The 23,386-nt window shown below is 60.0% G+C and carries 21 protein-coding genes and 1 tRNA gene; 12 read left to right on the plus strand and 10 right to left on the minus strand.

From position 1 onward, the window contains the following. The first annotated feature begins 179 nt into the window (after positions 1–179). Positions 180–1,037: a LuxR C-terminal-related transcriptional regulator gene (locus ACTJJW_RS04360; RefSeq protein WP_462642919.1), complete on the plus strand. Its 858-nt coding sequence runs from the start codon at positions 180–182 to the stop codon at positions 1,035–1,037. A 77-nt stretch (positions 1,038–1,114) separates the two neighbouring features. Further along, positions 1,115–1,190: transfer RNA gene (locus ACTJJW_RS04365), tRNA-Ala, on the plus strand. 136 nt (positions 1,191–1,326) lie between these two features. Here the strand turns inward: ACTJJW_RS04365 and ACTJJW_RS04370 are convergent. The 3 genes from ACTJJW_RS04370 to ACTJJW_RS04380 form a co-directional block, all read right to left on the minus strand. Beyond that, positions 1,327–3,708, minus strand: a complete 2,382-nt coding sequence (locus tag ACTJJW_RS04370) for a cell wall-binding repeat-containing protein (RefSeq protein WP_462642920.1) — start codon at positions 3,706–3,708, stop codon at positions 1,327–1,329. Between the two features lie 225 nt (positions 3,709–3,933). Further along, on the minus strand, positions 3,934–5,688 hold the full coding sequence (locus tag ACTJJW_RS04375) for an acetyl/propionyl/methylcrotonyl-CoA carboxylase subunit alpha (protein WP_462642921.1): 1,755 nt from the start codon (positions 5,686–5,688) through the stop codon (positions 3,934–3,936). A 78-nt stretch (positions 5,689–5,766) separates the two neighbouring features. Further along, the gene (locus tag ACTJJW_RS04380) at positions 5,767–6,411 is read right to left on the minus strand and encodes a Maf family protein (protein WP_462642922.1); all 645 of its coding nucleotides are present in this window, start codon (positions 6,409–6,411) and stop codon (positions 5,767–5,769) included. A gap of 20 nt (positions 6,412–6,431) precedes the next feature. Between ACTJJW_RS04380 and ACTJJW_RS04385 the strand changes: the two genes are divergently transcribed. The 4 genes from ACTJJW_RS04385 to ACTJJW_RS04400 all read left to right on the plus strand — a co-directional run bounded on the left by ACTJJW_RS04385 (position 6,432) and on the right by ACTJJW_RS04400 (position 10,765). Beyond that, positions 6,432–7,664: a class I SAM-dependent RNA methyltransferase gene (locus ACTJJW_RS04385; protein WP_462642923.1), complete on the plus strand. Its 1,233-nt coding sequence runs from the start codon at positions 6,432–6,434 to the stop codon at positions 7,662–7,664. Between the two features lie 80 nt (positions 7,665–7,744). Next, positions 7,745–8,455, plus strand: a complete 711-nt coding sequence (locus ACTJJW_RS04390; RefSeq protein WP_462642924.1) for a response regulator transcription factor — start codon at positions 7,745–7,747, stop codon at positions 8,453–8,455. Further along, positions 8,445–9,719 (plus strand): sensor histidine kinase, encoded by a 1,275-nt coding sequence (locus ACTJJW_RS04395; protein WP_462642925.1) that lies wholly within the window; start codon positions 8,445–8,447, stop codon positions 9,717–9,719. The genes ACTJJW_RS04390 and ACTJJW_RS04395 overlap by 11 nt, the downstream gene beginning before the upstream one ends. Then, positions 9,716–10,765 carry a hypothetical protein gene (locus ACTJJW_RS04400; protein ID WP_462642926.1) on the plus strand — a complete coding sequence of 350 codons (1,050 nt, stop codon included), beginning with the start codon at positions 9,716–9,718 and terminating at the stop codon, positions 10,763–10,765. The genes ACTJJW_RS04395 and ACTJJW_RS04400 overlap by 4 nt, the downstream gene beginning before the upstream one ends. A gap of 439 nt (positions 10,766–11,204) precedes the next feature. Here ACTJJW_RS04400 and ACTJJW_RS04405 read toward each other — a convergent pair whose 3' ends face one another. Both ACTJJW_RS04405 and ACTJJW_RS04410 read right to left on the minus strand, forming a co-directional pair. Beyond that, positions 11,205–11,441 carry an acyl-CoA carboxylase epsilon subunit gene (locus ACTJJW_RS04405; protein ID WP_462642927.1) on the minus strand — a complete coding sequence of 79 codons (237 nt, stop codon included), beginning with the start codon at positions 11,439–11,441 and terminating at the stop codon, positions 11,205–11,207. Further along, positions 11,438–13,009 carry an acyl-CoA carboxylase subunit beta gene (locus tag ACTJJW_RS04410; protein WP_462643206.1) on the minus strand — a complete coding sequence of 524 codons (1,572 nt, stop codon included), beginning with the start codon at positions 13,007–13,009 and terminating at the stop codon, positions 11,438–11,440. The genes ACTJJW_RS04405 and ACTJJW_RS04410 overlap by 4 nt, the downstream gene beginning before the upstream one ends. Positions 13,010–13,149: 140 nt before the next feature. Between ACTJJW_RS04410 and ACTJJW_RS04415 the strand changes: the two genes are divergently transcribed. The 3 genes from ACTJJW_RS04415 (at position 13,150) to ACTJJW_RS04425 (ending at position 15,863) form a co-directional block, all read left to right on the plus strand. Continuing rightward, positions 13,150–13,926 (plus strand): biotin--[acetyl-CoA-carboxylase] ligase, encoded by a 777-nt coding sequence (locus ACTJJW_RS04415; protein WP_462642928.1) that lies wholly within the window; start codon positions 13,150–13,152, stop codon positions 13,924–13,926. 3 nt (positions 13,927–13,929) lie between these two features. Continuing rightward, on the plus strand, positions 13,930–14,472 hold the full coding sequence (locus ACTJJW_RS04420; RefSeq protein ID WP_462642929.1) for a PH domain-containing protein: 543 nt from the start codon (positions 13,930–13,932) through the stop codon (positions 14,470–14,472). A gap of 89 nt (positions 14,473–14,561) precedes the next feature. After that, a complete protein-coding gene (locus ACTJJW_RS04425) occupies positions 14,562–15,863 on the plus strand; it encodes a UDP-glucose dehydrogenase family protein (protein ID WP_462642930.1) in 1,302 nt (433 codons plus the stop codon). On the opposite strand, the gene ACTJJW_RS04430 is transcribed toward ACTJJW_RS04425, so the two are convergent. Next, positions 15,762–16,310: a GtrA family protein gene (locus ACTJJW_RS04430; protein ID WP_462642931.1), complete on the minus strand. Its 549-nt coding sequence runs from the start codon at positions 16,308–16,310 to the stop codon at positions 15,762–15,764. The genes ACTJJW_RS04425 and ACTJJW_RS04430 overlap by 102 nt on opposite strands. Before the next feature lie 103 nt (positions 16,311–16,413). Here ACTJJW_RS04430 and ACTJJW_RS04435 point away from each other — a divergent pair, with 103 nt between their 5' ends. From ACTJJW_RS04435 to ACTJJW_RS04445, 3 genes are read left to right on the plus strand one after another with little or no spacing between them, the layout of a single operon-like run. Continuing rightward, complete coding sequence (locus ACTJJW_RS04435; protein ID WP_462642932.1) at positions 16,414–17,532, plus strand: 5-(carboxyamino)imidazole ribonucleotide synthase; 1,119 nt, start codon at positions 16,414–16,416, stop codon at positions 17,530–17,532. A gap of 8 nt (positions 17,533–17,540) precedes the next feature. Continuing rightward, a complete protein-coding gene (purE, locus tag ACTJJW_RS04440) occupies positions 17,541–18,044 on the plus strand; it encodes a 5-(carboxyamino)imidazole ribonucleotide mutase (RefSeq protein ID WP_462642933.1) in 504 nt (167 codons plus the stop codon). Positions 18,045–18,091: 47 nt separating this feature from the next. Next, a complete protein-coding gene (locus ACTJJW_RS04445; protein WP_462642934.1) occupies positions 18,092–19,399 on the plus strand; it encodes an LCP family protein in 1,308 nt (435 codons plus the stop codon). Positions 19,400–19,411: 12 nt separating this feature from the next. Here the strand turns inward: ACTJJW_RS04445 and ACTJJW_RS04450 are convergent, their stop codons facing one another. The 4 genes from ACTJJW_RS04450 to ACTJJW_RS04465 are packed head-to-tail and all read right to left on the minus strand — an operon-like array spanning position 19,412 to position 23,383. Continuing rightward, positions 19,412–20,542 carry a glycosyltransferase family 4 protein gene (locus tag ACTJJW_RS04450; protein ID WP_462642935.1) on the minus strand — a complete coding sequence of 377 codons (1,131 nt, stop codon included), beginning with the start codon at positions 20,540–20,542 and terminating at the stop codon, positions 19,412–19,414. After that, positions 20,539–21,393, minus strand: a complete 855-nt coding sequence (gene rfbD, locus ACTJJW_RS04455; protein ID WP_462642936.1) for a dTDP-4-dehydrorhamnose reductase — start codon at positions 21,391–21,393, stop codon at positions 20,539–20,541. Before rfbD ends, ACTJJW_RS04450 begins: the two co-directional genes overlap by 4 nt. Then, positions 21,390–22,373 carry a dTDP-glucose 4,6-dehydratase gene (rfbB, locus tag ACTJJW_RS04460; RefSeq protein ID WP_462642937.1) on the minus strand — a complete coding sequence of 328 codons (984 nt, stop codon included), beginning with the start codon at positions 22,371–22,373 and terminating at the stop codon, positions 21,390–21,392. The genes rfbD and rfbB overlap by 4 nt, the downstream gene beginning before the upstream one ends. Continuing rightward, positions 22,370–23,383: an NAD-dependent epimerase/dehydratase family protein gene (locus tag ACTJJW_RS04465; protein WP_462642938.1), complete on the minus strand. Its 1,014-nt coding sequence runs from the start codon at positions 23,381–23,383 to the stop codon at positions 22,370–22,372. The genes rfbB and ACTJJW_RS04465 overlap by 4 nt, the downstream gene beginning before the upstream one ends. Positions 23,384–23,386 lie beyond the last annotated feature (3 nt).

Genomic DNA, 23,386 nt, shown 5'->3' on the forward strand with positions numbered 1-23,386 from the left:
TGGCGCGCGCACGATGCAGGTTCCTGTGAAGAGATTCGCTCCGTTAAAGGGGCAGCTGACATCAATTTCTCCCTTGAAATGTGTGATGTGGGATTTCTGCTGGGGTAGAAATTCCCGTGCTAATGTCAGGTTACGGAGGGTGTACCGCACGAAATACCCCCGAAAGTTGGGAATCCGCAATGACGCCGATATCTGAATCGAGTGACTTCGATCTGATCCAGCAAGCCACTCGAGAGGTCGCCGCCAGCACTGGATTTAGCCTGTCGTTTGGTGGCCTCATCTCGGGCACCGAACTCACCGTCAGTGCCTTTAGTGGGGCCCGAACGGGCAGACTTGACGGCTTGCGGGTGCGAAAAGAGCGCGGGCTTGGCGGGCTCGCAATGGCTCAGAGAAGCCCCCGGTTCACGCGCGACTACGAGAACTCTCCGCATATCACTCATGATTATGACGGCCCGGTGCTCGGTGAAGGAGTCGTGTCCCTTCTGGCTATTCCGATCGTTGCTTCAGGAACGTTGCGTGGGTTGATCTATGCAGGTTCTCACTCGCTTGTCATGCCAGACACTCTCGCCGCTCGCCCCGCTGTAGCCATTGCCGATGCACTGGGCAAAGAACTCGCAATCCGGGATGAGGTGACGCGTCGAATGGTCGCGTTGCGGTCGACGCAGGGTGGTGGCTTTTCTCCCGCGGCAGAAGAGCATCTGCGTGAACAGTTTGCCCAGATTCGCCAACTCGCTGCTCATGTCTCGGATAAAGATGTCAGGCAGAAGCTTCGAAACATCAGCCGAGGACTTGCCGACGTTCTGAGGGTCCAGACAGAGGGTCTCCCAACCACGGCTGCGACTCTCCGGCTGTCGCCACGAGAGACAGATGTGCTCTCGTGTGTAGCGCTCGGCTACAGCAACGCTCGTACAGCGGCGTTGCTCTCTCTCACTGAGCAAACTGTTAAGGGGTATCTCAGCAGCGCAATGAAAAAGCTCGATGCTTCGTCGCGCTTCGCGGCGGTAGCAATCGCCCGAAAACACGGGTACCTGCCCTAGCGAAAGTGGAGTGTGGCGAGCGACATCGGCACGTCCCCCTCGGCGAACACTGAGTGATATTGTTGGTTCAGCAGTACGGGCCCTTGGCGCAGTTGGTAGCGCGCCTCGTTCGCATCGAGGAGGTCAGGAGTTCAAATCTCCTAGGGTCCACCACTAGTTTCACCCGCAGGTAGGGTTAATGTCGTGCTTCGAACGCCCGCCACCCGCGGTCTAAGGCCCGACGGTCATAGACTTCACTCCGTCGAATTGCACGGTCGGGCTCTACGCGATCGTCGCCTGCGGCTGAACGCTAACAGGGTGTGAGGTTTGCCACGGCCTGAGTGAGTGCTCCTGGTCCACCCAGCAGTGTCACCGTGCCAGCGCCAAGCGCCGCAATATCGGCCAAGACATAGCTGGGAATGCAGGCGGTCTTGACTGAATACATGGGCACAGCTTCTTTGCCGGCGAGAGCAGCCCCAGCAAGTGCATCCGGGAAGTTGTAGCCCGTCGTCAGGTAGACACGCGATGCACTCGTATACGCATCACTGTTGATGGCATCGGAGGTGAGGAAACGGTCTGCCCCACCCAAGCGCGTCACCGGCGCGATCGAGGCAAGCGCGTTAGCGATGCCGGACGATACGACACCCGGGCCGCCAGCAATCTTGATCTGAGTGACCCCCAGCGAAATAAGCAGATTCCGAGTCGAGGCATCAAGTGTGGTCAGCCCTCCTCTCACGAGAATCACCGGGGCGCCGATTGCGCCACCGGCGGCGCTGGCAGCCAGGGCGTCTGGGAAGTTCTGCCCGGTAGCGACATAGGCCGTAGTTGCGCTAACGAACGCGTAGTCCACCACAGTTCGCGCCGAGATATAGCGATCCGCACCACCCAGCCGCAGGACCTGAGGAGCGATCGCCTGCAACTGGGAGAACACCGCCGACGTGACCGCACCTGTTCCCCCAACCACGACAATCTTCTGAGGACTAAGTCTTTGTAGCTCCGCTTTCACGGCCGCGGGCAGCAGGGTTGGGCGCGTCAGCAGCAGGGGCGCGCCCTCGCTCACCGCGGCCGGAGCCGCGCTCAGCGCATCCGGGTAGTCCGAACCTGTCACCACATAGACAACGCTAGGCGAATCGATCGCAGCATTCGGGTACAACCGCTTCGAAACATTGATCGCTACCTCATAGCGGTCTTGTCCCGTAATGCGATCAGTTGGTGGGGCGCTGATGCTAAACGAGCCAGATACCAGCGTCGACTTGGACGTTTGGCCCCACTCGGCTTGAAGCTGGTAAGTGTGCTGCCCTGGAGCGTACCCGACGAGACTCGTCGACCATGTGCCGTCCGGGTTCACTGGGGCAGTCGTTTTTGTCATTTTCCCATCGATGAAGACGCGCACCCTGTGGCGGGTATTACCGTACGCGAGCGTTCCCGAAATCGAGCCGTTGGAGCTGATGGCACCAGCGCCACCGGCTGGCGACGTCACGACTGGCGCTGCGACGTCAACGCCGAGCTCCCACGTGGTATTTCCGTAGCGCGCGATTGACGGCTTGGTTGAGCTTGTGGAGTCCATGGGGAAGAACGCTGAGACTGGGTTGGGATCTACTTGATCGGCAGCCTGGCAACTGGTCGTCCAACTGCCCGAAGAGTTGATGCCCAAAGCTGAGCTTCCCACGATCCCCGGCCCACCGCTGTCACCAGGCAACATGCACAAATCCGCGATGACAACATTGACCGTTTCACCCGTGGTGAGCGAAACGGTCCGGTCAACAGCCAGAATCTGCCCACAGGTCCATCCGGTTGTGGATCCCGACTTACAGACTGGTGCCCCTGGCACCCCGACAATAGTGTCACGAACCGCTAGCGGAGTAGATGCAAGGGGGGCACCCTGCCCTCCACCCCAGGTGAGCACCTCATTTTTCGACGTCAGGCTGGAGTTCGTTATGTTCACCATCATCGAGTCATAGCCGCCGCCGAACTTCACGCTTGCCGCGTACGCGGTGCCGATGGAGTCAGAAGAAGTGAGCGTAGCGCCCGTAATGGTTGGGCTCGCCTGGCTGAGCGATACATAGTTTGCATCGCCTGTAGGCGGTGGTGCGTAACAGTGGCCTGCCGCAACAAACTGTCGACCCCCTGCTATTTGGCTGTAGCCGTTGAACCCCACTGAACATCGGTTACCTCCTTTGTCATCGACTGGCACATAAAATGCCTGCCCACCACGCAGATCCGCCATCGGGGTGAAATCCACGTCGCTGAAATCAACTACCGGTGGCACTCCAACGACAACACTGGCCCCCAGCGCCTCGACAATCTCTGCATCGGCAGGGTCACTCACGAAGACGCGAAGTTCGACGCCGGCGAGGTCCGAGCCCTCGACGTCAACACCTCGGGAGATCAGAGTCGTGAGCAAAGTCGCGGCATCGACCGCTGCCGCGGCCTCGGCGAGGTACTCTTCTGCGCTCTGGTCCAGATCACGATAGATGGCTTCCACGAGCGCATCGGGCAGTTCTTTCCCGGCTGCCACGAAGTCACTCAGCGGATATGTGTCCATGATCGGGGGCAACGCCACGGGCGGGGCATCCTCTATGGCACTGTCTGTGCCGAATTGAGGTGGATTTGCCTGAGCAGCAACCCCGGTAAGCAACAGGGGAAACACGGATGCGGATGCGAGCAGCATGAGCGCGGTCTTCTTGAACACGGCAGTGCTCCGTTTCGAGTAGGGCGCGAGACCCCAGACCCCCTGTGATCGGTATCGCCGACTATGTCTCACTGGCATCGGCCCGGCCTCACCAGAAGAAGACTAGGAGAAACTATACACGCCCCTCCCCGGTCTCCCGGGCACAGGCCTGGTTCCGCTGATCCTTTCGTTGGCGCATCCGTCGCCAACCCCATGACTCAGTACAGCTAGCGCCGCGAGGAGAACCTAGTCGGCGATGTTCAGAAGTAGATGACCTGACGACACCGTCAAGCCGATGCTTGCGTTCATCGACGCAACAACGCCGTCCTTGTGCGCTACGAGCGGCTGCTCCATTTTCATTGCCTCGAGCACGATGATCAGATCGCCTTTGACGACCTTGTCACCCTCAGCCACAGCGAGTTTCACAATTGTTGCCTGCATCGGCGCCTTCACTGAGTCACCCGTGATCGTGTTGACCGCTGATGCGGTGCGACGCTTGGGCGCAGCCGAAAGGGTTGCTCCCGTTGAGGTGCTCGGAACGAGCTTCGACGGCAAGTTCACCTGAACCCGCTTACCCCCAACTTCGACAACAACGTTGTGGCGTGCAGCAGCAACTGTGGGTTCACCGAGCGAGCCGGTCCACGGTTCGATGTCATTATCGAACTCGGTCTCGATCCAACGCGTGTAAATCGTGAACGGGCTGCTCGTGAAGGCAGGATCGCGAACGATCTTTCGGTGGAACGGCAGCACCGTGGGAAGGCCAGTAACCTCAAACTCGTCAAGGGCCCGACGCGAACGCTCGAGGGCATCCTCACGGCTCGAACCAGTGACGATGAGCTTGGCGAGCAGCGAATCGAATGCGTCACTGATTTCGTCACCCGTCGTGACACCGCTATCGACACGGATGCCGGGGCCGCCTGGCATGCGCAGAACGTGTACGGGGCCGGGCGATGGCATGAAGTTGAGTCCGGCATCCTCACCATTGATACGGAATTCGAAAGAGTGACCGCGCGGGATGGGGTCGTCGTAGTCGAGCACTCCACCCTCAGCAATGCGGAACTGCTCGCGAACCAGGTCGATACCGGTGACTTCTTCAGACACGGGGTGCTCAACCTGCAGGCGAGTGTTGACCTCGAGGAAGGAAATGGTGCCGTCCTTGGCAACCAAGAACTCACACGTGCCGGCGCCGAGGTAGCCCACCTCGCGCAGGATGGCCTTAGAAGACTCGTAGAGGGCCTTGTTCTGCTCATTGCTGAGGAACGGCGCCGGAGCCTCTTCAACAAGCTTCTGGTGACGACGCTGCAGCGAGCAGTCGCGGGTGGAGATCACAACAACATTGCCGTGAGCATCCGCAAGACACTGGGTTTCGACGTGGCGAGGCTGGTCGAGGTACTTCTCAACGAAGCACTCGCCACGACCGAAAGCCGCAACGGCTTCACGGGTCGCCGAATCGAACAGCTCGGGAATCTCTTCGCGAGTGCGCGCAACCTTGAGGCCACGGCCCCCGCCACCAAACGCTGCCTTGATGGCAACGGGAAGACCATGGATATCAACAAAGTCGAGTACCTCGGCGGCACCAGAAACGGGGTTCAGGGTTCCGGGGGCTAGCGGTGCGCCAACCTTCTCGGCGATGTGGCGGGCAGAAACTTTGTCGCCCAACTTCTCGATCGCTTCAGGTGATGGACCGATCCAGATGATGCCAGCGTCAATGACGGCGCGGGCGAACTCTGCGTTCTCGGCCAAGAAACCATAACCGGGGTGGATCGCGTCAGCACCGGAACGGCGAGCGATCGACAAGATCTTGTCGATCACGAGATACGTTTCGCCGCTCGTAGCGCCATCTAGTGCATATGCCTCATCGGCGAGCTTGACGTGCCGAGCATCCCGATCCTGATCGGCGTATACCGCTACAGAACCGATGCCGCTGTCTTTAGCCGCGCGGATAACGCGAACGGCGATCTCTCCGCGGTTGGCGATGAGTACCTTCGTAATACGAGCCATAGTGACCTAGCTTAAGGGGGTTACGGCCGAAGCCTTGAGGTATTGCCCACAAAAAAAGAGGGCAAGCACTGTGGATGCCTACAGACTGGGGCGCTCCATGTTCCAGAGATCAGTCCATTCCGCATTGAACTCGCGCATGAGTTGGCGCAGCAGCGAGACAGAAAGCCCGACAACAGCGTGCGGGTCACCCTCAATGCTCGTGATGAACGCGGCGCCCAAGCTGTCGATAGTGAACGCTCCGGCGACCTTCAGCGGCTCGCCCGTCGCGACATAGGCGTCAATCTCGGCATCCGTGATGTTGGAAGCGAACGTGACACTCGCGCTTGACACCGCCCCTGTCGCACCGCGAATCTCGCCACCACGGTGATCAATGAGCCAATGTCCCGAGTGCAAGACACCAGTGCGCCCCCGCTGTGCACGCCAGCGCTGCTTAGCGATGTCAGGTTCGTGCGGCTTTCCGAACAATTCGCCATCTAATTCGAACGCAGAATCTCCGCCGAGAATGAATCCGTTAATCGGCTCACCGTTGATGCGTGAATCGGTGACCGCCTCAGCCTTCGCGCGGGCCAATAACTCAACAAGTGCGGGGCCGTCGAGGGGTCCAGGCGCTGCAGCAGTAACAGTTTCTTCATCTACGCCGGAGGCCACGAGCACCGGGTCAACACCGGCGGCACGCAACGTTGCGAGCCGTGCGGGAGAGGTTGACGCAAGATAAAGGCGCACAGGGCTCCTATGCTTTAGGGATGGGTGAATGGCTTGGCCAAATGATCGAAGTAGACGTTACCAACATTGCGCACGGGGGTGTGAGTGTTGCGCGTCACGATGGTCGTGTCGTTTTTGTTTCCGACGCGATCCCCGGTGAACGCGTACTTGTGCGCATCACCGACGACAAGAAGAAGTCGTTCTGGCGCGCAGAAACAGTGAAAGTTGTTACGGCGAGTGAACACCGTCGAGACCACGTGTGGTCGGCGGCAAGCATCGACCGTGATCCAGGCAACCGAGCCGGTGGTGCCGAGTTCGGGCACATCGACCTCAACCACCAGCGTGCCCTCAAAGCGCAAATTCTTGCCGAATCGCTTGAACGCATGGCCGCAGTCACGCTTGCGCCCGTCGTTGAAGCTGTCCCCGGGGACGATGAACGCAATGGACTCGGATGGCGCACCCGCGTGAGCCTCCACGTCGACGAACACGGCAACGTTGGCCCATTCGCGGCTCGCTCCCATCGGGTAATCCCGGTTGCCGACCTTCCACTGGCAACCCCCGAACTTTCTGCAGGAGCCCCGCTCAGCCAGAACTTCGACGGCTTCGAGCGCGTAGACGTGCTCAACCCCAGCAGCGGCGGAGTACGCCTCATCATGGGCAAGCAGAAGCCACAAGTGATCACCGAGCTAGTGGGGGAGCGCGAATTCTCTTTGCTCGACTCCGGATTCTGGCAAGTGCACCACGGCGCCGCCGAAGTGCTGACCGCTGCCGTGCAAGACGCGATCGACCCCGAACTTTTTGATCCAGCAGCATCCAACTTGGACCTCTATGGTGGCGTCGGCCTGTTCGCTGCAGCGGTGGGTGACAAGTTTGGCCCCGCAACCAAGATCACCACCGTTGAAGCGGAGTCCACCGCTACCGATCACGCCGCCAAGAATCTCTCGGAATGGTTAGGCGCACATGCAGAGACGGGCCGCGTCGATCGCTGGCTTCGTCAGCTGGTCAGCAACGCCACGAGCACCGAGCGTGCTCGCCTGGAACGCGCCACCATTGTGCTCGACCCACCGCGGTCAGGAGCAGGCCGCGAAGTGGTTGAGTTGGTCGGCGCAGCGAAACCCGCTCAAGTGGTCTATGTGGCGTGCGACCCTGTTGCGTTCGCACGGGATGTCGCATTCTTCGGCGAACAGGGCTACACACTCGCTAAAGTTCAGGCATTCGATCTCTTTCCGCACACGCATCACGTGGAAGCAGTCGGGACATTTACGCGCAACTAAGCGCGCGTGTTAGCCCCCATTCGGGCGTGATTTCCCCGTATCGTGACTACGATGGGGGCAGAAACTCAGGAGGACGCCACATGGCCCAGGCAGGACCATCCGGGACCGCATCGCCCAATGAAAGCGCGCAAAGCAAAATCACCGTTGCTGTTGTTGACGATCACGAATCCGTTCGACTCGGGCTCAAAGCAGCCTTTATCGACGAAGGCTACGACTTCGTTCTCGCCGCCGCGACCGTCAAAGAGCTCGTTGATGGTCTCAATGGTCGCGAGATAGACGTTGTCGTGCTCGACCTTTCACTTGGCGACGGCTCAACCGTCACCGACAACGTCAAGAACGTTCAAGCCACAGGCTCGGCAGTGCTCGTGCACAGCATTGCGGACCGCGTCGCCAGCGTTCGTGAGGCACTCGCCGCGGGAGCGGCAGGAGTGATCCCTAAATCGTCTGCCACCAAAACTGTGCTCGCAGCCGCAGCAACGGTTGCGCGCGGCGACGTGCTCAACAACCTTGAGTGGGCAACCGCGATCGACGCAGACCGCGACTTCTCGAAAGCGCAACTGGGTCGCCGCGAACGAGAGATTCTCCACCTTTATGCTTCGGGTTTGCCTCTCAAGCTTGCGGCAGAGCAACTAGGAATTGGCTACTCGACTGCGCGCGAATATCTCGACCGCATCCGTGTCAAGTACGTCGAAGTAGGCCGCCCCGCACCGACGAAGGTCGATCTTCTGCGTCGCGCCGTCGAAGACGGAATCCTTCCGGGCTTGGACTCGGAAGGCGGCGATGGCCACTAGCCTCGTCTCGGCGCGCCAACCGCCATCGGCGAAGCAGCCACGAAACCCGATCAGCCGTAAACAGGTTGAACGGGTAATTTCGCGTTCGGTTGCTGTGATTGGGCTCGTTTTCGGTGCACAGACCGTGCCGTGGTTGCTCGACCAAATGCACCACGCAGAGCCATGGTGGCTGTGGCTGTTTGTGCCAGCACTCTTTGGGTCGCTGCTTCTCGCGGCAATTGCCTCGTTCTCGAATCGGTGGGTGCGAGGGGCGCATGGCACCTTTGCTGTTGTCTATTTCTTGACACTGCTGAGCTGGCCATTCACGGTCATTCCTGACGGCGAAGTATTCAGCGGCATCCACTGGCTCAACTACCTCATTACCGTTGGGACCGCGATGGCAGCGATTGCCTTCGGTCGAGTGCTCGCCACCATCTACCTTCTCGCGGCTCCGCTCGTTTATTTCATCGTGCGAAACCTTCCCGTCGGTGGCGATGCCCCCCGGCAGCTGGCTGTGCTGGAAGCCTTCTACGCACTCATTTTGGGCAGCGCGATCATGATCATTGTGACGATGCTTCGCCAAGCTGCGTCCAACGTCGACAATGCACAAGCAACGGCGCTGCTGCGCTATGGCAACGCGGTGCGGCAACACGCCACCGAAGTGGAGCGTGTTCAGGTCGACTCGATTGTGCACGACAGTGTGCTGACCACGCTGATTTCGGCTGCGCGAGCGTACCTGCCAGAGGCGCAGCGGCTCGGCGCGGTGATGGCAGGAAACGCCATCAGCCACCTGAAGGAAGCAGCATCAAGTTCGCCAGATGACATCTCGACAGTGCAGGCGACAGAGCTTGCCCAGCGTATTGTGACATCGGCTGAACTGCTCGCGTCAAACTTCCAGTTCTCCGTTCGAAGCGTTGGTGCCAGGTCGCTACCCGCAGTCGCGGCCGAAGCCGTTCATGCCGCTGCCGTGCAAGCGATGGTCAACAGCCTCCAGCATGCCGGCGGTGCGGGCACCGAACGCAGCATCGAAGTGCGCGGGCTTGAAGGCAACGGAATCGAAGTTCTCGTGACAGATACCGGCCGAGGATTCGACCTTGACCGTGTGCCACAAGAGCGTTTGGGCGTGCGGGTATCAATCGTGGAGCGAGTGGCAAACGCTGGTGGTCGCACCGCAATCGCTTCAATACCGGGCGCTGGCACCGAAGTGTGTATTCAGTGGCCGCACGATAACGAGAATGATGAGCCGCTGGGCCCTGACGATATCGGCGAAGAAGGTGCCCAATGAATATCGGAGTACCGCGTTATCTCATCGTCGGAATGGCCGCACTGTTCTCCGGGTACCACATCCTGTTGGCCCTCTATACGATTGATGTTCCCGCTCGACCGGGCCCGATCTACGTTGCGATGGCGCTCTACGGCGTCGCAACGATCATCAGTCTTCTCCCGTTCGGCACGGTCCGGATGCCGATCTGGATGGCAACTTTCAACTTTGCAACGGTCGTTGCGATTACTCTCCTCGTAGCCAACGAACTCGACTTCGACCGTGAGGGGGGCACCGGGTACGCAACGTGGTACGTCGCAGCCAGTGGAACGCTGCTCACAATTACCTCTACTCGAGGTCGTCACACTTTCGCGTGGTTGGGCATCGGATTCCTGATCGCGCATACCTTCAGTCTTGGCCCAGTTGGTCCGGCAGGACTATTCAGCCTGGGTATCGTCGGCAGTGCATCGTGGGTCGCGGTATCGCACGTACTCAGCAGCGGCCTTGCCAAGGCGTCCAAAGACGCCCAGCGCTTCATTCTGGCTGAGCAGGAAGCAACTGAGTGGCAGGCGGCTCAAGACGCCCATGTGCATGAGCGGCAGTTCCGGCTCGAACAGACTGGCGCGATGGCCTTGACGATGCTTGAACGCATTCGGGAGTCCAATGGCGACCTCTCTGAAGCAGAACGCCGCGAGTGTCTCAACCTTGAGGGCGCTATTCGGGATGAGATCCGCGGCCGTAAGCTGCTCAACGACGCAGTGCGTGATCAGGTGATGATTGCGCGACGTCGCGGTGCGACGGTAACCCTGCTCGACGAGGGCGGCATCGACGATCTGTCTGACGCCGATCTAGACAGAGTGCTCAATCGGCTGGCACTAGCGATTCAATCCACCAGCGCAGACAGGGTGATCGCCCGTACCGTTCCAGAGGGCTCCGATGTCGCAGTTACGGTCGTCGGTCTCCACAGCGTTGGCGATGGCGAATCAAGAGCACTCGGCCAGGATTCGCTTGAAGAGGATGTCGTCGACATTTGGCTTGAGATTCCCCGCGTCGACGCCGCGCTTGTTTAGCTCGCCGCTCAGCGAGTGCACACGACGCTTAGCTCACGCACTGACCTTGGTGACCAAGCCGGCTTGGTCACCAAACTGGGCGTAGAGTCGGTTAACGGCGGAAGAGCCGGAGTGGCTATAGAAGCACTTCTCCGACTCTTCGCTAGAACCCGGGTCAGGACGATAACCCGAATACCGTCCTGACCCGCCCCCAAAGAATTGGCCCGCTTACCCTAGTCGGCCAACCTTTGGCGGTGTAACTCCTATGGAGAGACACCTAGCACTTAATATTCTGCACTAAGAACATGATGTGCAAAGTCGGTTCTTTGGGGGACTCTCGGGGGACAATATTCTCGAAACGGTGCGGAAATCACTCTATTTTTGTGGACATCAACCAATTCCGTGACCCGCAATTGGGGTACGACTGCGAAATGATCAGGCCCTCGCGAACAGAGAAACTTTAGCGTCGGGCGCTTGCGTTCCAGGCGCCCAGTCCAAGATGTACCGGTGCGCGTATGGGGCGCTGGCTGCGTGCCCACGCAGAGACCGGTGCCGTCTCATCCACCCCGGCCAGCTCTGCGGACTCTGCAAGAGCAGCACGCACGACTGCGGTGACTGCCGCGATTTCCTCCGGAGTGACGCTGGTGGAGACGATGCGGATGTCGGCTGGCTCGTCGTTCGACTCTGTGCCGGTCACAGTGGAATGTTCCCGTGTTTCTTGGGTGGCATGCTCGCACGCTTGGTGCGGAGCGCGCGCAGAGCCTTCACGACCTGCACACGAGTAGCAGCAGGCTCGATAACTCCGTCGAGCTCGCCTCGCTCCGCAGCCAAGAACGGGCTCGCAACGTTGTAGGTGTACTCGTTGGCGAGGCGCGTGCGAACGGCAGCGACATCCTCGCCGGCGGCCTCTGCAGCTTTGATCTCACCGCGGTACAAGATGTTGACGGCGCCCTGGCCGCCCATAACAGCGATCTCAGCCGTCGGCCACGCGTAGTTGAGGTCTGCACCCAACTGCTTGGAACCCATCACGATGTAGGCCCCGCCATACGCCTTACGAGTGATGACGGTAACCAGCGGCACGGTTGCTTCGGCATACGCATAGAGCAGCTTTGCCCCACGGCGGATCACGCCGGTCCACTCCTGGTCGGTGCCAGGAAGGTAACCGGGAACATCCACGAGAGTAAGAATCGGGATGCTGAAAGCGTCACAGAAGCGAACGAAGCGGGCGGCCTTCTCACCAGCTTCGATGTTGAGGGTTCCTGCCATCGCTTGCGGCTGGTTGGCGATGATTCCGACCGAGCGCCCTTCGACGCGACCGAAACCTACGACGATATTGGGCGCAAACAACGGCTGCGTCTCGAGAAAGTCGCCGTTATCAACGATGTGCTCGATGATCGTCTTCACGTCATAGGGCTGGTTGGGGCTGTCGGGAATGATCGTGTTGAGCTTGCGATCCTCATCCGTAATTTCCAGCTCAACTTCACTCTCGTAGACGGGAGCATCCGACAGGTTGTTGTCTGGCAAGAAGCCGACCAGGGTGCGGGCGTAGTCGAGAGCATCCTCTTCATCGCTCGCCAGGTAGTGGGCAACGCCCGACACCTTGTTGTGGGTGAGCGCGCCACCGAGCTCTTCCATGCCGACGTCTTCGCCGGTAACCGTCTTGATGACATCGGGCCCGGTAACAAACATTTGGCTGGTCTTGTCGACCATAATGATGAAGTCGGTCAGCGCAGGGGAGTAGACCGCTCCACCGGCGGCCGGGCCCATGATGATAGAAATCTGCGGGATGACGCCCGACGCCTGAGTGTTGCGACGGAAAATTTCGCCATACTTGCCGAGAGCCACAACGCCCTCTTGAATGCGAGCTCCACCAGAGTCGAACATGCCGATGATCGGAACGCCCGTCTTCATCGCGTGATCCATAATCTTGATGATCTTCTCGCCGGCAACCTCACCAAGCGAGCCACCAAAGATCGTGAAGTCTTGAGCGTAGACGGCAACTTGACGGCCGTGGATCGTGCCGGTACCGGTGACGACCGCGTCCCCATAGGGGCGATTCTTTTCCATGCCGAAGGCGTGAGTGCGGTGACGAACAAACTCATCGAGCTCGACGAATGAACCGTGATCGAGCAACTGTTCGATGCGCTCGCGAGCAGTCATCTTGCCCTTAGCGTGCTGCTTTTCGATCGCCGCGTCACCGCTGGCAGTCACAGCTTCGTGATAGCGGTTCTTGAGATCGGCGATCCGGCCGGCGGTCGTGAACATGTCTGGAGTCGTATTGTCTTCGGTCACTGTGTCACTTTACCCACCCATCGACCGCTTGTGTGGTTGGCGGAACCCACAAGTTTGAGGCCGGTTTCATTGAGGAAACACTAGAGACATATCGCTGCCCTTACGCTGAAGCGATGCACCTTCCATTGAGTTCCGCTGTTCTCCCGCTGCTTGAGTACCTCGATGAGGTCGGATCGACCAATCAGGAGCTGATGGCGCGAGCCGCGCGCGGTGAAGCGCAACACCTCTCCGCTGTGGTGACGACAAATCAGACTGCGGGTCGTGGCCGACTCGGCCGGGAGTGGATCGCGCCCCCAGGCAAGACATTCGCTGTCTCGGTGTTGCTGGCGCCGGCTGAGGCATCCATTGGATCCTTGGCGTGGATGCCGCTTCTCGGCGGTCTGGCGATGGCTCGAGCCGTGCGCAGTCTGGTGCGTGATCGCGAAGTCACCCTCAAGTGGCCAAACGATGTTCAGATCGAAGGCATGAAGATTTCTGGGCTGCTCTCAGAACTCGTGGCGGACGGTTCGGGCGTGATCGTAGGTGCGGGGCTGAACCTCACTATTGAGCGCGACGAGCTGCCGACATCCGTATCGACGTCTTTGCTGTTGGAGGGCACCGATCCCGGTGTTGATCTGGCACTCAGTAGCTATCTGACGGAACTTACCGGTCTTTATGAGCAGTACCTCGGAGGCGGGCTCGATGCCGTGCGCAGCGGAATTGCGGATGCCGTGCGCGCCGAATGCGGAACGATCGGTCGACGCGTGCGAGTAGAGCTTCCAGACGGTGGGCGCATTTTCGGCACTGCAGAAACCGTCGACGACCAGGGTCAGTTGGTGGTGAGGGAGGACGCGAACGGCAGCTTGCAGCACGTCGCGGCAGGGGACGTCACTCACCTGCGGTATGAATGAGCTATGCCAAATGAGACGGTGAGCGTTCAACGCGAGGCGATTGTCGCCCGTGTTCGGTCACACGCGCGTTCGCTGATCTTTCCCGGCATCGTTTTGGTGGCGACCGCAGCGGCCCTCGGCTACTTCTTTGGCAGCTTCGCGGAAGATTGGCAGAACCTTGCCGTGCTTGCCGCCGGCCTTCTGCTCAGTGTGGTGGCTTGGTTTTTGCCGTTCTTTGGGTGGCTCGCCAGAAACTACACAATCACCACACGACGAGTAGTGCTCTCGAGCGGGGTGTTCGTTCGTGTCAGGCAAGAGCTGCTGCATAGCCGCGGCTATGACGTGACGGTGCGCCAAAATTGGGTGCAGCGGATGTTCGGCAGCGGTGACCTCTTGATCAACGCCGGTCATGACTACCCGGTCATTTTGCGCGACATTCCCTCCGTATCGATCACTCAAGCGGCACTGCATGACCTCATGGAGAACAACCAGAATATTGTCTCGATGCGGCGCCAACGCGACGAGTCTCAGGCCTCAGACGAGACCACAGTGTGGGGCACTCGTTAGGATCGTTGCCCCTCATGGAGATTGTTTTCTCGACTCTGGAGCGACCGCACGCTACTTTCTATTAACTCTGATCAGATAGGGTGCGCAGCGTGAAGATCTCAGTTGTCGGATGTGGTTACCTCGGTGCCGTTCATGCATCCTCGCTTGCAAAACTTGGCCACGATGTTGTTGGCATCGACATTGACCAAGCAAAAGTTGACCTCTTGGCATTGGCCAAGGCCCCGTTCTATGAGCCTGGCTTGCCAGAACTCTTGAGCGAAACGCTTGCAGCGGGCAAGCTCACTTTCAGTACCGACATGAGCCTCGCGCACGGGGCAACTGTGCACTTCATCGCGGTGGGCACCCCTCAACAAGAAGACTCAAACGCGGTAGATCTCAGTGCGGTCGAGTCCGCATTCGACGGAATTGTTGCCCACCTTTCACCGGGCGATGTCGTAGTCGGCAAATCGACAGTGCCAGTCGGAACCGCTCAGCGGCTCGCCGCACGCATCGAGGCAGTCGGCGCGCACTTGGCGTGGAATCCAGAATTCTTGCGCGAAGGCTATGCCGTCAAGGACACCATTAGCCCCGATCGACTCGTCTATGGAGTTCGTCCCGGCGACGACCACTCAGTCTCCGTGCTTGATGAGGTGTACGCCACGGTGCTCGCTCAAGACATTCCGCGCGTGATCACCGATTTCGCCACTTCTGAGCTCGTCAAAGTTGCGGCCAACGCCTTTCTGGCCACCAAGATCTCATTCATTAACGCAATGGCGGAAGTAGCAGAGGTTACGGGAGCCGACGTCACCCAGCTCGCAGATGCAATCGGTTATGACCAGCGCATTGGCCGCCGTTTTCTCAATGCTGGCCTCGGTTTCGGCGGTGGCTGCCTGCCGAAGGACATCCGCGGATTCATGGCGCGTGCTTCGGAACTCGGCGCCGGAGATGCCCTGAACTTCCTTGGGGAAGTTGACGCGATTAACCTCCGTCGACGTGAACGAATGGTCGACCTGTGTCGCGAAGTGCTTGGTGGAACGATCGAAGGTGCGAAGATCGCGGTGCTCGGACTCGCATTCAAGCCAGACTCTGACGACGTGCGCGACTCCCCGGCACTCGATGTCGCGGCTCGCCTGGCCGAGTTGGGTGGGCACGTTCGGGCCACCGATCCGCAGGCGATTGACACGTCGCGCCGCCTACGCCCCGAGCTCGACTACGTCGCTAGCGCCGAGGAAGCGGCTCGCGATGCTGATGTCGTGCTAGTGCTCACCGAATGGCGAGAATATCGCGACATCGACCCGAGCGAACTCGGCTCAGTCGTTTCGGTGCGCGCGATCCTCGACGGTCGAAATTGCTTGAACCCGGTGCAGTGGCGTGAAGCCGGCTGGACCTATCGCGCGTTGGGTCGCCCCTAGCGCTGCCTCGGCTGCGAGTACGCCACGGCTGGGGCTGAAAACCCACCAGCGGTAGAGGGCGAAACGGAAGAAGGCACCGAGAGCGAGGCCCACAACGTTGGTGGCGATGTTGTCGGCCAGCAGCGAGGTGTAACCGAGCACGTAGTGAGACACCCACAGGCACAGAACGCCGATTGCCATCCCGGCAACGCTGACGATGGCAAACTCAACGCCCTCACGAGCCGCACGGGTACGCCCGGCAGTAGCGAAAGTCCAGCGACGATTGCCCACCCAGTTGGCGCCGATCGCCACAGTCGTCGAGATGATCTTGGCGATCACTGGTCCTTCGTGAAGAACGTCCGGTGAGAGAATTGTGATCCGCAACAGATTGAATACTGCGACATCGATCACGAGCCCGCCGAGCCCCACTACGCCGAAACGTAAGAATTGGCCGAGCAGCTTTCGCATGTGATCTCCGCAGTAGACAAGAATGGGGCAGGGCGGTTGGAAGTCTAACCCGCCAAGCTAGGCCCGAAGCTGGGCATCATCTTAGACAGTGCAGGAGTCACTAGTGCCACCGATCGTGGGCGTAATTGGCGGAGGCCAGCTGGCCAGAATGATGATCCCGCGCGCAATCGAGCTCGGTATTGAGCTTCGCGTGCTTGCCGAGAGCGACGGAATGTCCGCGCAGTTGGCGGCAACGGCCGTCGGCGATTACACGGATGCTGACACCGTTCTCGCTTTTGCGCGCGATGTTGACGTCATCACTTTCGACCACGAACACGTGCCTCAGGATGTGCTGGCTCAGCTCATCGAGGCTGGAGTTTCTGTGCATCCGGGCCCAGCACCTTTGGCTGTTGCGCAAGACAAGATTCTGATGCGCCAGGAGTTGACCCGACTGGGCCTACCGGTTCCTGAGTGGGCGAGTGTGTCGACGCCGGCCGAGCTTGACGGATTCTTGGCTGCAAATGGTGGACGAGTGATCGTAAAGACGCCTCGCGGCGGTTACGACGGCAAAGGCGTTCGCGTGGTGTCAGCCGCAAGCGAGGTCGCGGATTGGTTCGAGGCAGGCAACCCGCTCTTGGCTGAAGAACTCGTGTCGTTCACCCGTGAACTCGCGCAATTGGCCGCCCGCAGCCCGGGTGGTGAAGTCGCGTTGTGGCCGCTTGTCGAGTCGATTCAGCAAGACGGGGTCTGCGCCGAAGTCATCGCACCCGCACCGTCGCTTTCAGCGTCGCTAACGGATGCCGCAGCCACCATCGCGCGCACCGTTGCCGATAAACTGGGCGTCACCGGCGTACTGGCCGTAGAACTCTTCGAAACCTCCGACGGACGCCTACTCATCAACGAACTCGCGATGCGCCCCCACAACAGCGGACATTGGACAATGGATGGCGCGGTGACGAGCCAATTCGAACAACACTTGCGTGCCGTGCTCGATCTGCCCCTCGGTGCGACCGATGCGCGCTCGCCGTGGACGGTCATGATTAACGTTCTCGGGGGACCAGCATCCGGAACTATCGCCGACCGTTACCCCGCAGCATTCGCCAACCAGCCGACCGCGAAGTTTCACGAATATGGCAAAGCGCCCCGCCCCGGCCGCAAGGTTGGACACGTCAATGTGAGCGGTGACGACCTCGATGACGTGGTCTACCGCGCGCGTGCCGCAGCAGCGATTCTGAAGGATTGACACCTAGCATGGGTTCCGTGACTCAACCGCAAGTAGCCGTCGTAATGGGATCAGACTCTGACTGGAACATCATGGTCGAGGCATCCGCTGCTCTCAAAGATTTTGGTATCGCCCACGAAGTCAGTGTGGTTTCTGCGCATCGCAGTGCCGAGAAGATGATCGCGTTCGGCAAAGAAGCGGCTGGTCGCGGCATCCGGGTCATCATTGCTGGTGCCGGTGGTGCCGCTCATCTCCCCGGGATGCTGGCTTCGGTGACGACACTTCCCGTTATTGGTGTTCCGGTTCCGCTGGCTCGCCTCGATGGTATGGATTCGCTGTTGTCGATTGTGCAGATGCCCACGGGTATCCCTGTTGCGACGGTGTCGATCGGCGGCGCGCGCAATGCCGGAATCTTGGCCGCCCGGATTCTTGGATCTGGTGACGCAGAGCTCACCCAAAAACTTGCCGAATATGCAGCGCAACTTGACGCGCTCGTTGACGACAAGAACGCCGCACTGAACGCGAGCCTGTGAGCGCAGCGAGTTCCCTCCGTCAGCCGGCCGATCGGTCGCCGCAGACGATGACAAAACGCGCGTGGTGGCTGCTCGGCCTCAACGTGCTCATTCCTGGTTCGGCTCAACTGCTCGCCGGCAACCGAAAGCTCGGACGCTTCGGTGTGGTTGCAAGCTTTCTGTTTCTGCTGATCGTGGCCATCAGCGTGGTTCTTTCCTTTGCCGCACCAACGGTGCTGCTTACCGTGGGCAGCAGCACGCTCGGGCTGTCAGCGATTGCGCTCATCTTGGCCTTCTACGCAGTTCTGTGGCTCATTCTTACCGTCAACGCTTGGTCACTGGCCAACCTGGGGCGTGCCACGACCGTCGGCCGCTCGGCCGTTGCCGCCTTCAGCGCCGTGGTTCTCGTCGTCGTCGCAGGAACCGCTGGCTATGGCGCCTACGTTGCGACGACCGCCAATTCCTTCCTCAGCGACGTCTTCATTGCTGCACCGACCAAAGAGCCCATCGATGGGCGTTACAACATCTTGCTGCTCGGTGGGGATGCCGGAGTTGATCGGGACGGTCTGCGACCCGACAGCATTACCGTGGCGAGCATTGATGCTGAAACCGGGGAGGCAGTACTGATCGGCCTTCCGCGCGACATCCAGCTCGCCCCGTTCGTTGCAGGGTCGCCGCTCGCGGACATATACCCTGACGGCTATGGAGCATACGGTTGCGCCGTCGACGTGTGCATGCTCAACTCTATCTACACCGAGGTTGAACTCAAAACCCCAGAACTGTACCCAGACGCAGTAGCCAACGGCAGTACGCCCGGCATCGAGGCGATGCGCGACGCCGTTGAAGGCATTACGGGGCTCGGCATCCAGTACTACGCGCTCATCGACATGCAGGGATTCTCAGACCTCATCGATTCGCTCGGTGGTGTCACGATCAATGTGGAAGAAGCCGTGCCGATTCACGCGGATGCCGAATTTACGATCGTCGCCGAATGGATTCCAGCGGGCGTACAGGTCATGGATGGCTACCACGCCCTCTGGTACGCGCGCTCGCGGCACGACACGAGCGACTACGACCGCATGAAGCGCCAGCGGCAACTGCAGCAGGCGGTTATTGAGCAGTTCACGCCGTCTAACGTGCTCACCAAAGTTCAGGCCATCGCCGCCGCCAGCGCGAAAGTCGTGAAGACCGATATTCCGCAGGGAAGCCTCGGGTACTTCGTGAACCTCGCCTCCAAGACCCGCGCACTGCCCATCGGGTCGCTTGAGCTGGTTCCGGCAAACGACATCGATCCTGAGTACCCCGATTTTGACTACGTTCGTCAGCTCGTTGCCGGAGCCACAGCGCCCACAGTCGTGGACGACAGCACCGAATAGCTAGCCCCGTTTCTACAGGTCGGCGTGAAGCTGCCAGACTTTCTCCGCAGACATGCGCCAGTTGAACGCGCGAGCACGATCCTGGCCCGCATAGTACAAGCGTTCTGCGAATGGGGCGTCATCGAGCACACGCCTGATGCCGTCGGCAAGCGCCTCGGGGTAGCCTTCAGCAGGTTCTCGCTCTACAACAACACCGGCATCCGCAGCTAGTTCCACAAGCGCGGGTGCATCAGAATGCACGACAGGAATACCGAACGAGAGTGCCTCAAGCACGGGCATTCCGAAGCCAACATCGAGGTTGGGGTAAACGAAGGCGGCGGCGTGATCGAAGGCAACCGACAGATCGTCGTTGCTGAGCGTGCCCATGCAACGAACGCGTTCGGGGCTGATCTTCTCTGCTGCTACAAATTCTGCAACTGTTTCGTCGCCAGGCTCGGGACCGACGAGGAGCAGCGCAATATCGTCCTCAAGTTCGTGAAGAGCACGGATGAGGTAATCGATTCCGCGGTGTGGCTCCAGCCCGCCGATGGCCAGCAGGAATCGCCATGGCAGGTCGAGTTCGTTGGCGCGCTCATCCACGTTGTCGGGGATATGCAGACTCGTGCTGGCCGCGCCGCTAATGACACGTACGCGGTCGCCAAAATTTGCAATACCCTCGAGCTGTTGGGCGACGGTGTGGCTGGGAACGATAATTGCGTCCGCATACTTTTCTGCGCGCTTGAGCATCGCGCGACTCCACCCGGCCCGGCGGCTTCCCAGGGATTCCGGCCGAGTCCAGGCCACCGTATCGTGCACGGTTACGACGATCTGATCACCGCGGTTGAGTCGATCGTGGCGACGGAGCGGAGCGAGCAAGCTGGGTGCATGCAACATCCCATTGCCGGGAACCTTAGTGAACCCGTGTTGCCATGATGCGCGGAGTTCGCGACGGCCGAGGGCGCTCTTGTGAAGCTTGGCGAGGTTCGGCAGGCGCTCGGCGATGAGTGTGTACTCGTCTTCGGTCGACGCCGACACAAATGCTTCAACAAAACAGTTGCTTGGCGCACTCGCGATGAGCCCCCGTGTCAACTCTTCTGCATACCGGGCGACACTGCCGTGAGTCGGCGAGAGCATCTCGTCGATGATGACGCGGAGAGTGGTCATTCTGCAGTCAATGCTCCTGAATCAAAGGCGGAGTGAAGCGCCTGTTTCCAATTACGCATTGGTTCAATCCCCGCATCGAGCCACGCTTGATGACCCAACACAGAGAAGCTTGGTCGGGGCGCAGGGCGCTGAAAAGCTGAACTGTCGGTCGGCTTGACCCTATCAGGATCAAGTCCAGCACAAACGAAAACTGCCTGCGCTAGGTCGAACCACGTTGCGTGACCGCCGTTGGTGCCGTGGAAAATTCCCGACGGAGTGCCAGCATCGACGAGAGCCACCAGTTGGGCGGCAAGATCGCCGGTCCACGTGGGTTGCCCCTTCTGGTCGTTAACGACTTCGAGGGTGTCGCGATCGGCAGCAAGCCGCAGCATGGTGCGCGGAAAGTTCGAGCCGTTTTTGCCATAGAGCCACGCCGTGCGCACGATTGCGGTGCGACCAGGGTTGTGCTCAAGCGCGAGCAGTTCGCCCGCAGCCTTGGTGCGTCCATAGGCAGACACTGGATGCCGTGGTGCATCTTCCGCGTACGGTTCTGTGGCCGTGCCGTCGAATACGTAATCGGTCGAGAGCTGCACGAGTCGTGACCCGTGCTGAGCTGCAGCGAGGGCGAGATTGTGAGGGCCAACGGCATTGACGAGGTGGGCGTTCTCTTCATCGGCTTCTGCGTCATCCACTCGGGTGTACGCCGAGGTGTTGATGATGACGTTATAGCCACTGAGAATGTCGAGAGCGGCCTCACGGTCGGTGATGTCGAGTTCGTTGCGCGTCAGCGCGGTAGCGTCGCGACCGCTGAGCGCATGCATGAGGTCGGTGCCGAGCATTCCGCCGGCGCCGACAACTGCAATTCGGGTCACAGGGCAGCCTTAGCCTTCAGCGGCTCCCACCACTGGCGGTTGTCGCGGTACCACTGCACGGCCTCGGTAAGCCCGGTCTCGAACGGCACCTGGGGTGCGTAACCGAGTTCGGAGCTGATCTTGGAAATATCGACGCTGTAGCGGAGGTCGTGACCGAGACGGTCTTCAACGCGGTCGACGGACGACCAGTCAGTGCCGGTGTGATCGAGGAGCATCTGGGTGAGTTCTTTATTGGTGAGCTCGGTGCCGCCGCCGATGTTGTAGATCTCGCCAGCGCGACCGCTGGTAACGACTAGCGCAATGCCGCGGCAGTGGTCGTCAACATGCAGCCAGTCACGCACGTTGTTGCCCTCGCCGTAGAGGGGAACGTGCTTGCCGTCGATCAGATTGGTGACGAACAGCGGAATCAGCTTCTCAGGAAAGTGGTACGGCCCGTAGTTGTTAGAGCAGCGCGTGATCGACAGGTTGAGGCCGTGCGTGCGGAAGTAGCTGCGGGCAAGCAGATCGCTACCGGCCTTCGACGCAGAGTATGGCGAGTTGGGCTCAAGCGGCTGTAGTTCATCCCAGGAGCCTTCTGCGATCGAGCCGTACACTTCGTCAGTAGAGACGTGAACGAAACGGGGGGTTTTTGCACGCAGCGCTGCATCGAGCAGGCGCTGGGTGCCGAGCACGTTGGTCTCTACGAATGCGCTGGCATCGCGAACCGAACGGTCGACGTGTGACTCCGCAGCGAAATGCACAATGGCGTCGATGTCACCGAGCAGCCGATCGAGCAGGTCAGCATCGCGGATGTCGCCCTCAACGAACGTGTACCGGGGGGAGTCGGCCACGGGAGCGAGATTCTCGAGGTTGCCCGAGTACGTCAGCGCATCAAGCACCACGACATCTGCACCGGCGAGCCCGGGGTAGGTGTCTTCGATGGTGCGTCGAACAAAGTTTGAGCCGATGAATCCGGCGCCACCGGTCACGAGAAGTTTCATGAAGGGTTCCTGTCGGTATTGGGTAGTGAGCCTGTGGTCGGTGCTGAAGCGCCGGTGGCAGGAAACTCTGAGGCGAGTGTTCGCTTGAGTGCTTCTTGCAAGCTGTAGGTGGCGGTGTAGCCGGAGTCGCGAAGACGGTCAGTGTTCACCGTGGTGTCGGCCGCAAACTTGCGAATGCGCACCGCACTAATCGGAAAAGTACGTCGGGTGATTTTAGCCGCAGCATCGAAAACGTAGCCAGCAGCTATCCCCAGAGGGAGTGGCAAACGCAGGCCGCTGGCGCCGTGTACGTTCATTTCTTCCCGCAAGATTGCAATGAGCTCGCTCGATGAGAGGTCGGGCTTGTCAGCGAAGTTGCGGATCTCGATACCGGCAGGTGCGTCAAGACGGCTGGCGATGTAGCCGACGATGTTGCCGACATACGCCATTGACTTCTTGTTGCCGCCCTTGCCGACCATGATGAAGCGGCCAGAAGAAACCTGCTTTGCCAAGTTATAGACGTTGCCGCGGTTGCCCTCGCCGAACACAACTGAGGGGCGAACGATGGCCAGCGAGCGTGCGGCATCCACGTTGGCCCATGCGCTAAACACACCTTCGGCTGCGAGCTTCGAGCGGCCATATTCGTTGAACGGCTCGGGCACCGAGTCTTCTGAGGCATTGTTCTTGTCGAGCCCATATAGCGCAACCGTGCTTGTAAACACGATGCGCTGGATGCCATTGGCTTCCGCTGCAGCGACAAGAGCGTGTGCGCCACCTACGTTGACCTCGGTGTAGAGGCTCAGGGGAGAAACGTCGTCGTGGTGCTCGGCAGCGAGGTTGATGATCGCGTCGTGGCCGGCGCCTGCTGCAGTAAGTTCTTCGGCAGAGCGCACATCCCCGGTCACTGATTGCTCGGGAAAGCGTGGTGACACATGACGGTCAAAGTTGGTGAATTCGTGCCCCTGCTCGTGCAGGGTTTCGAGGAGGCGAGTGCCGATAAAGCCACTGCCGCCGACGACGAGAATCTTCATAGA

The organism is Rhodoglobus galactosidasius, assembly GCF_054957775.1.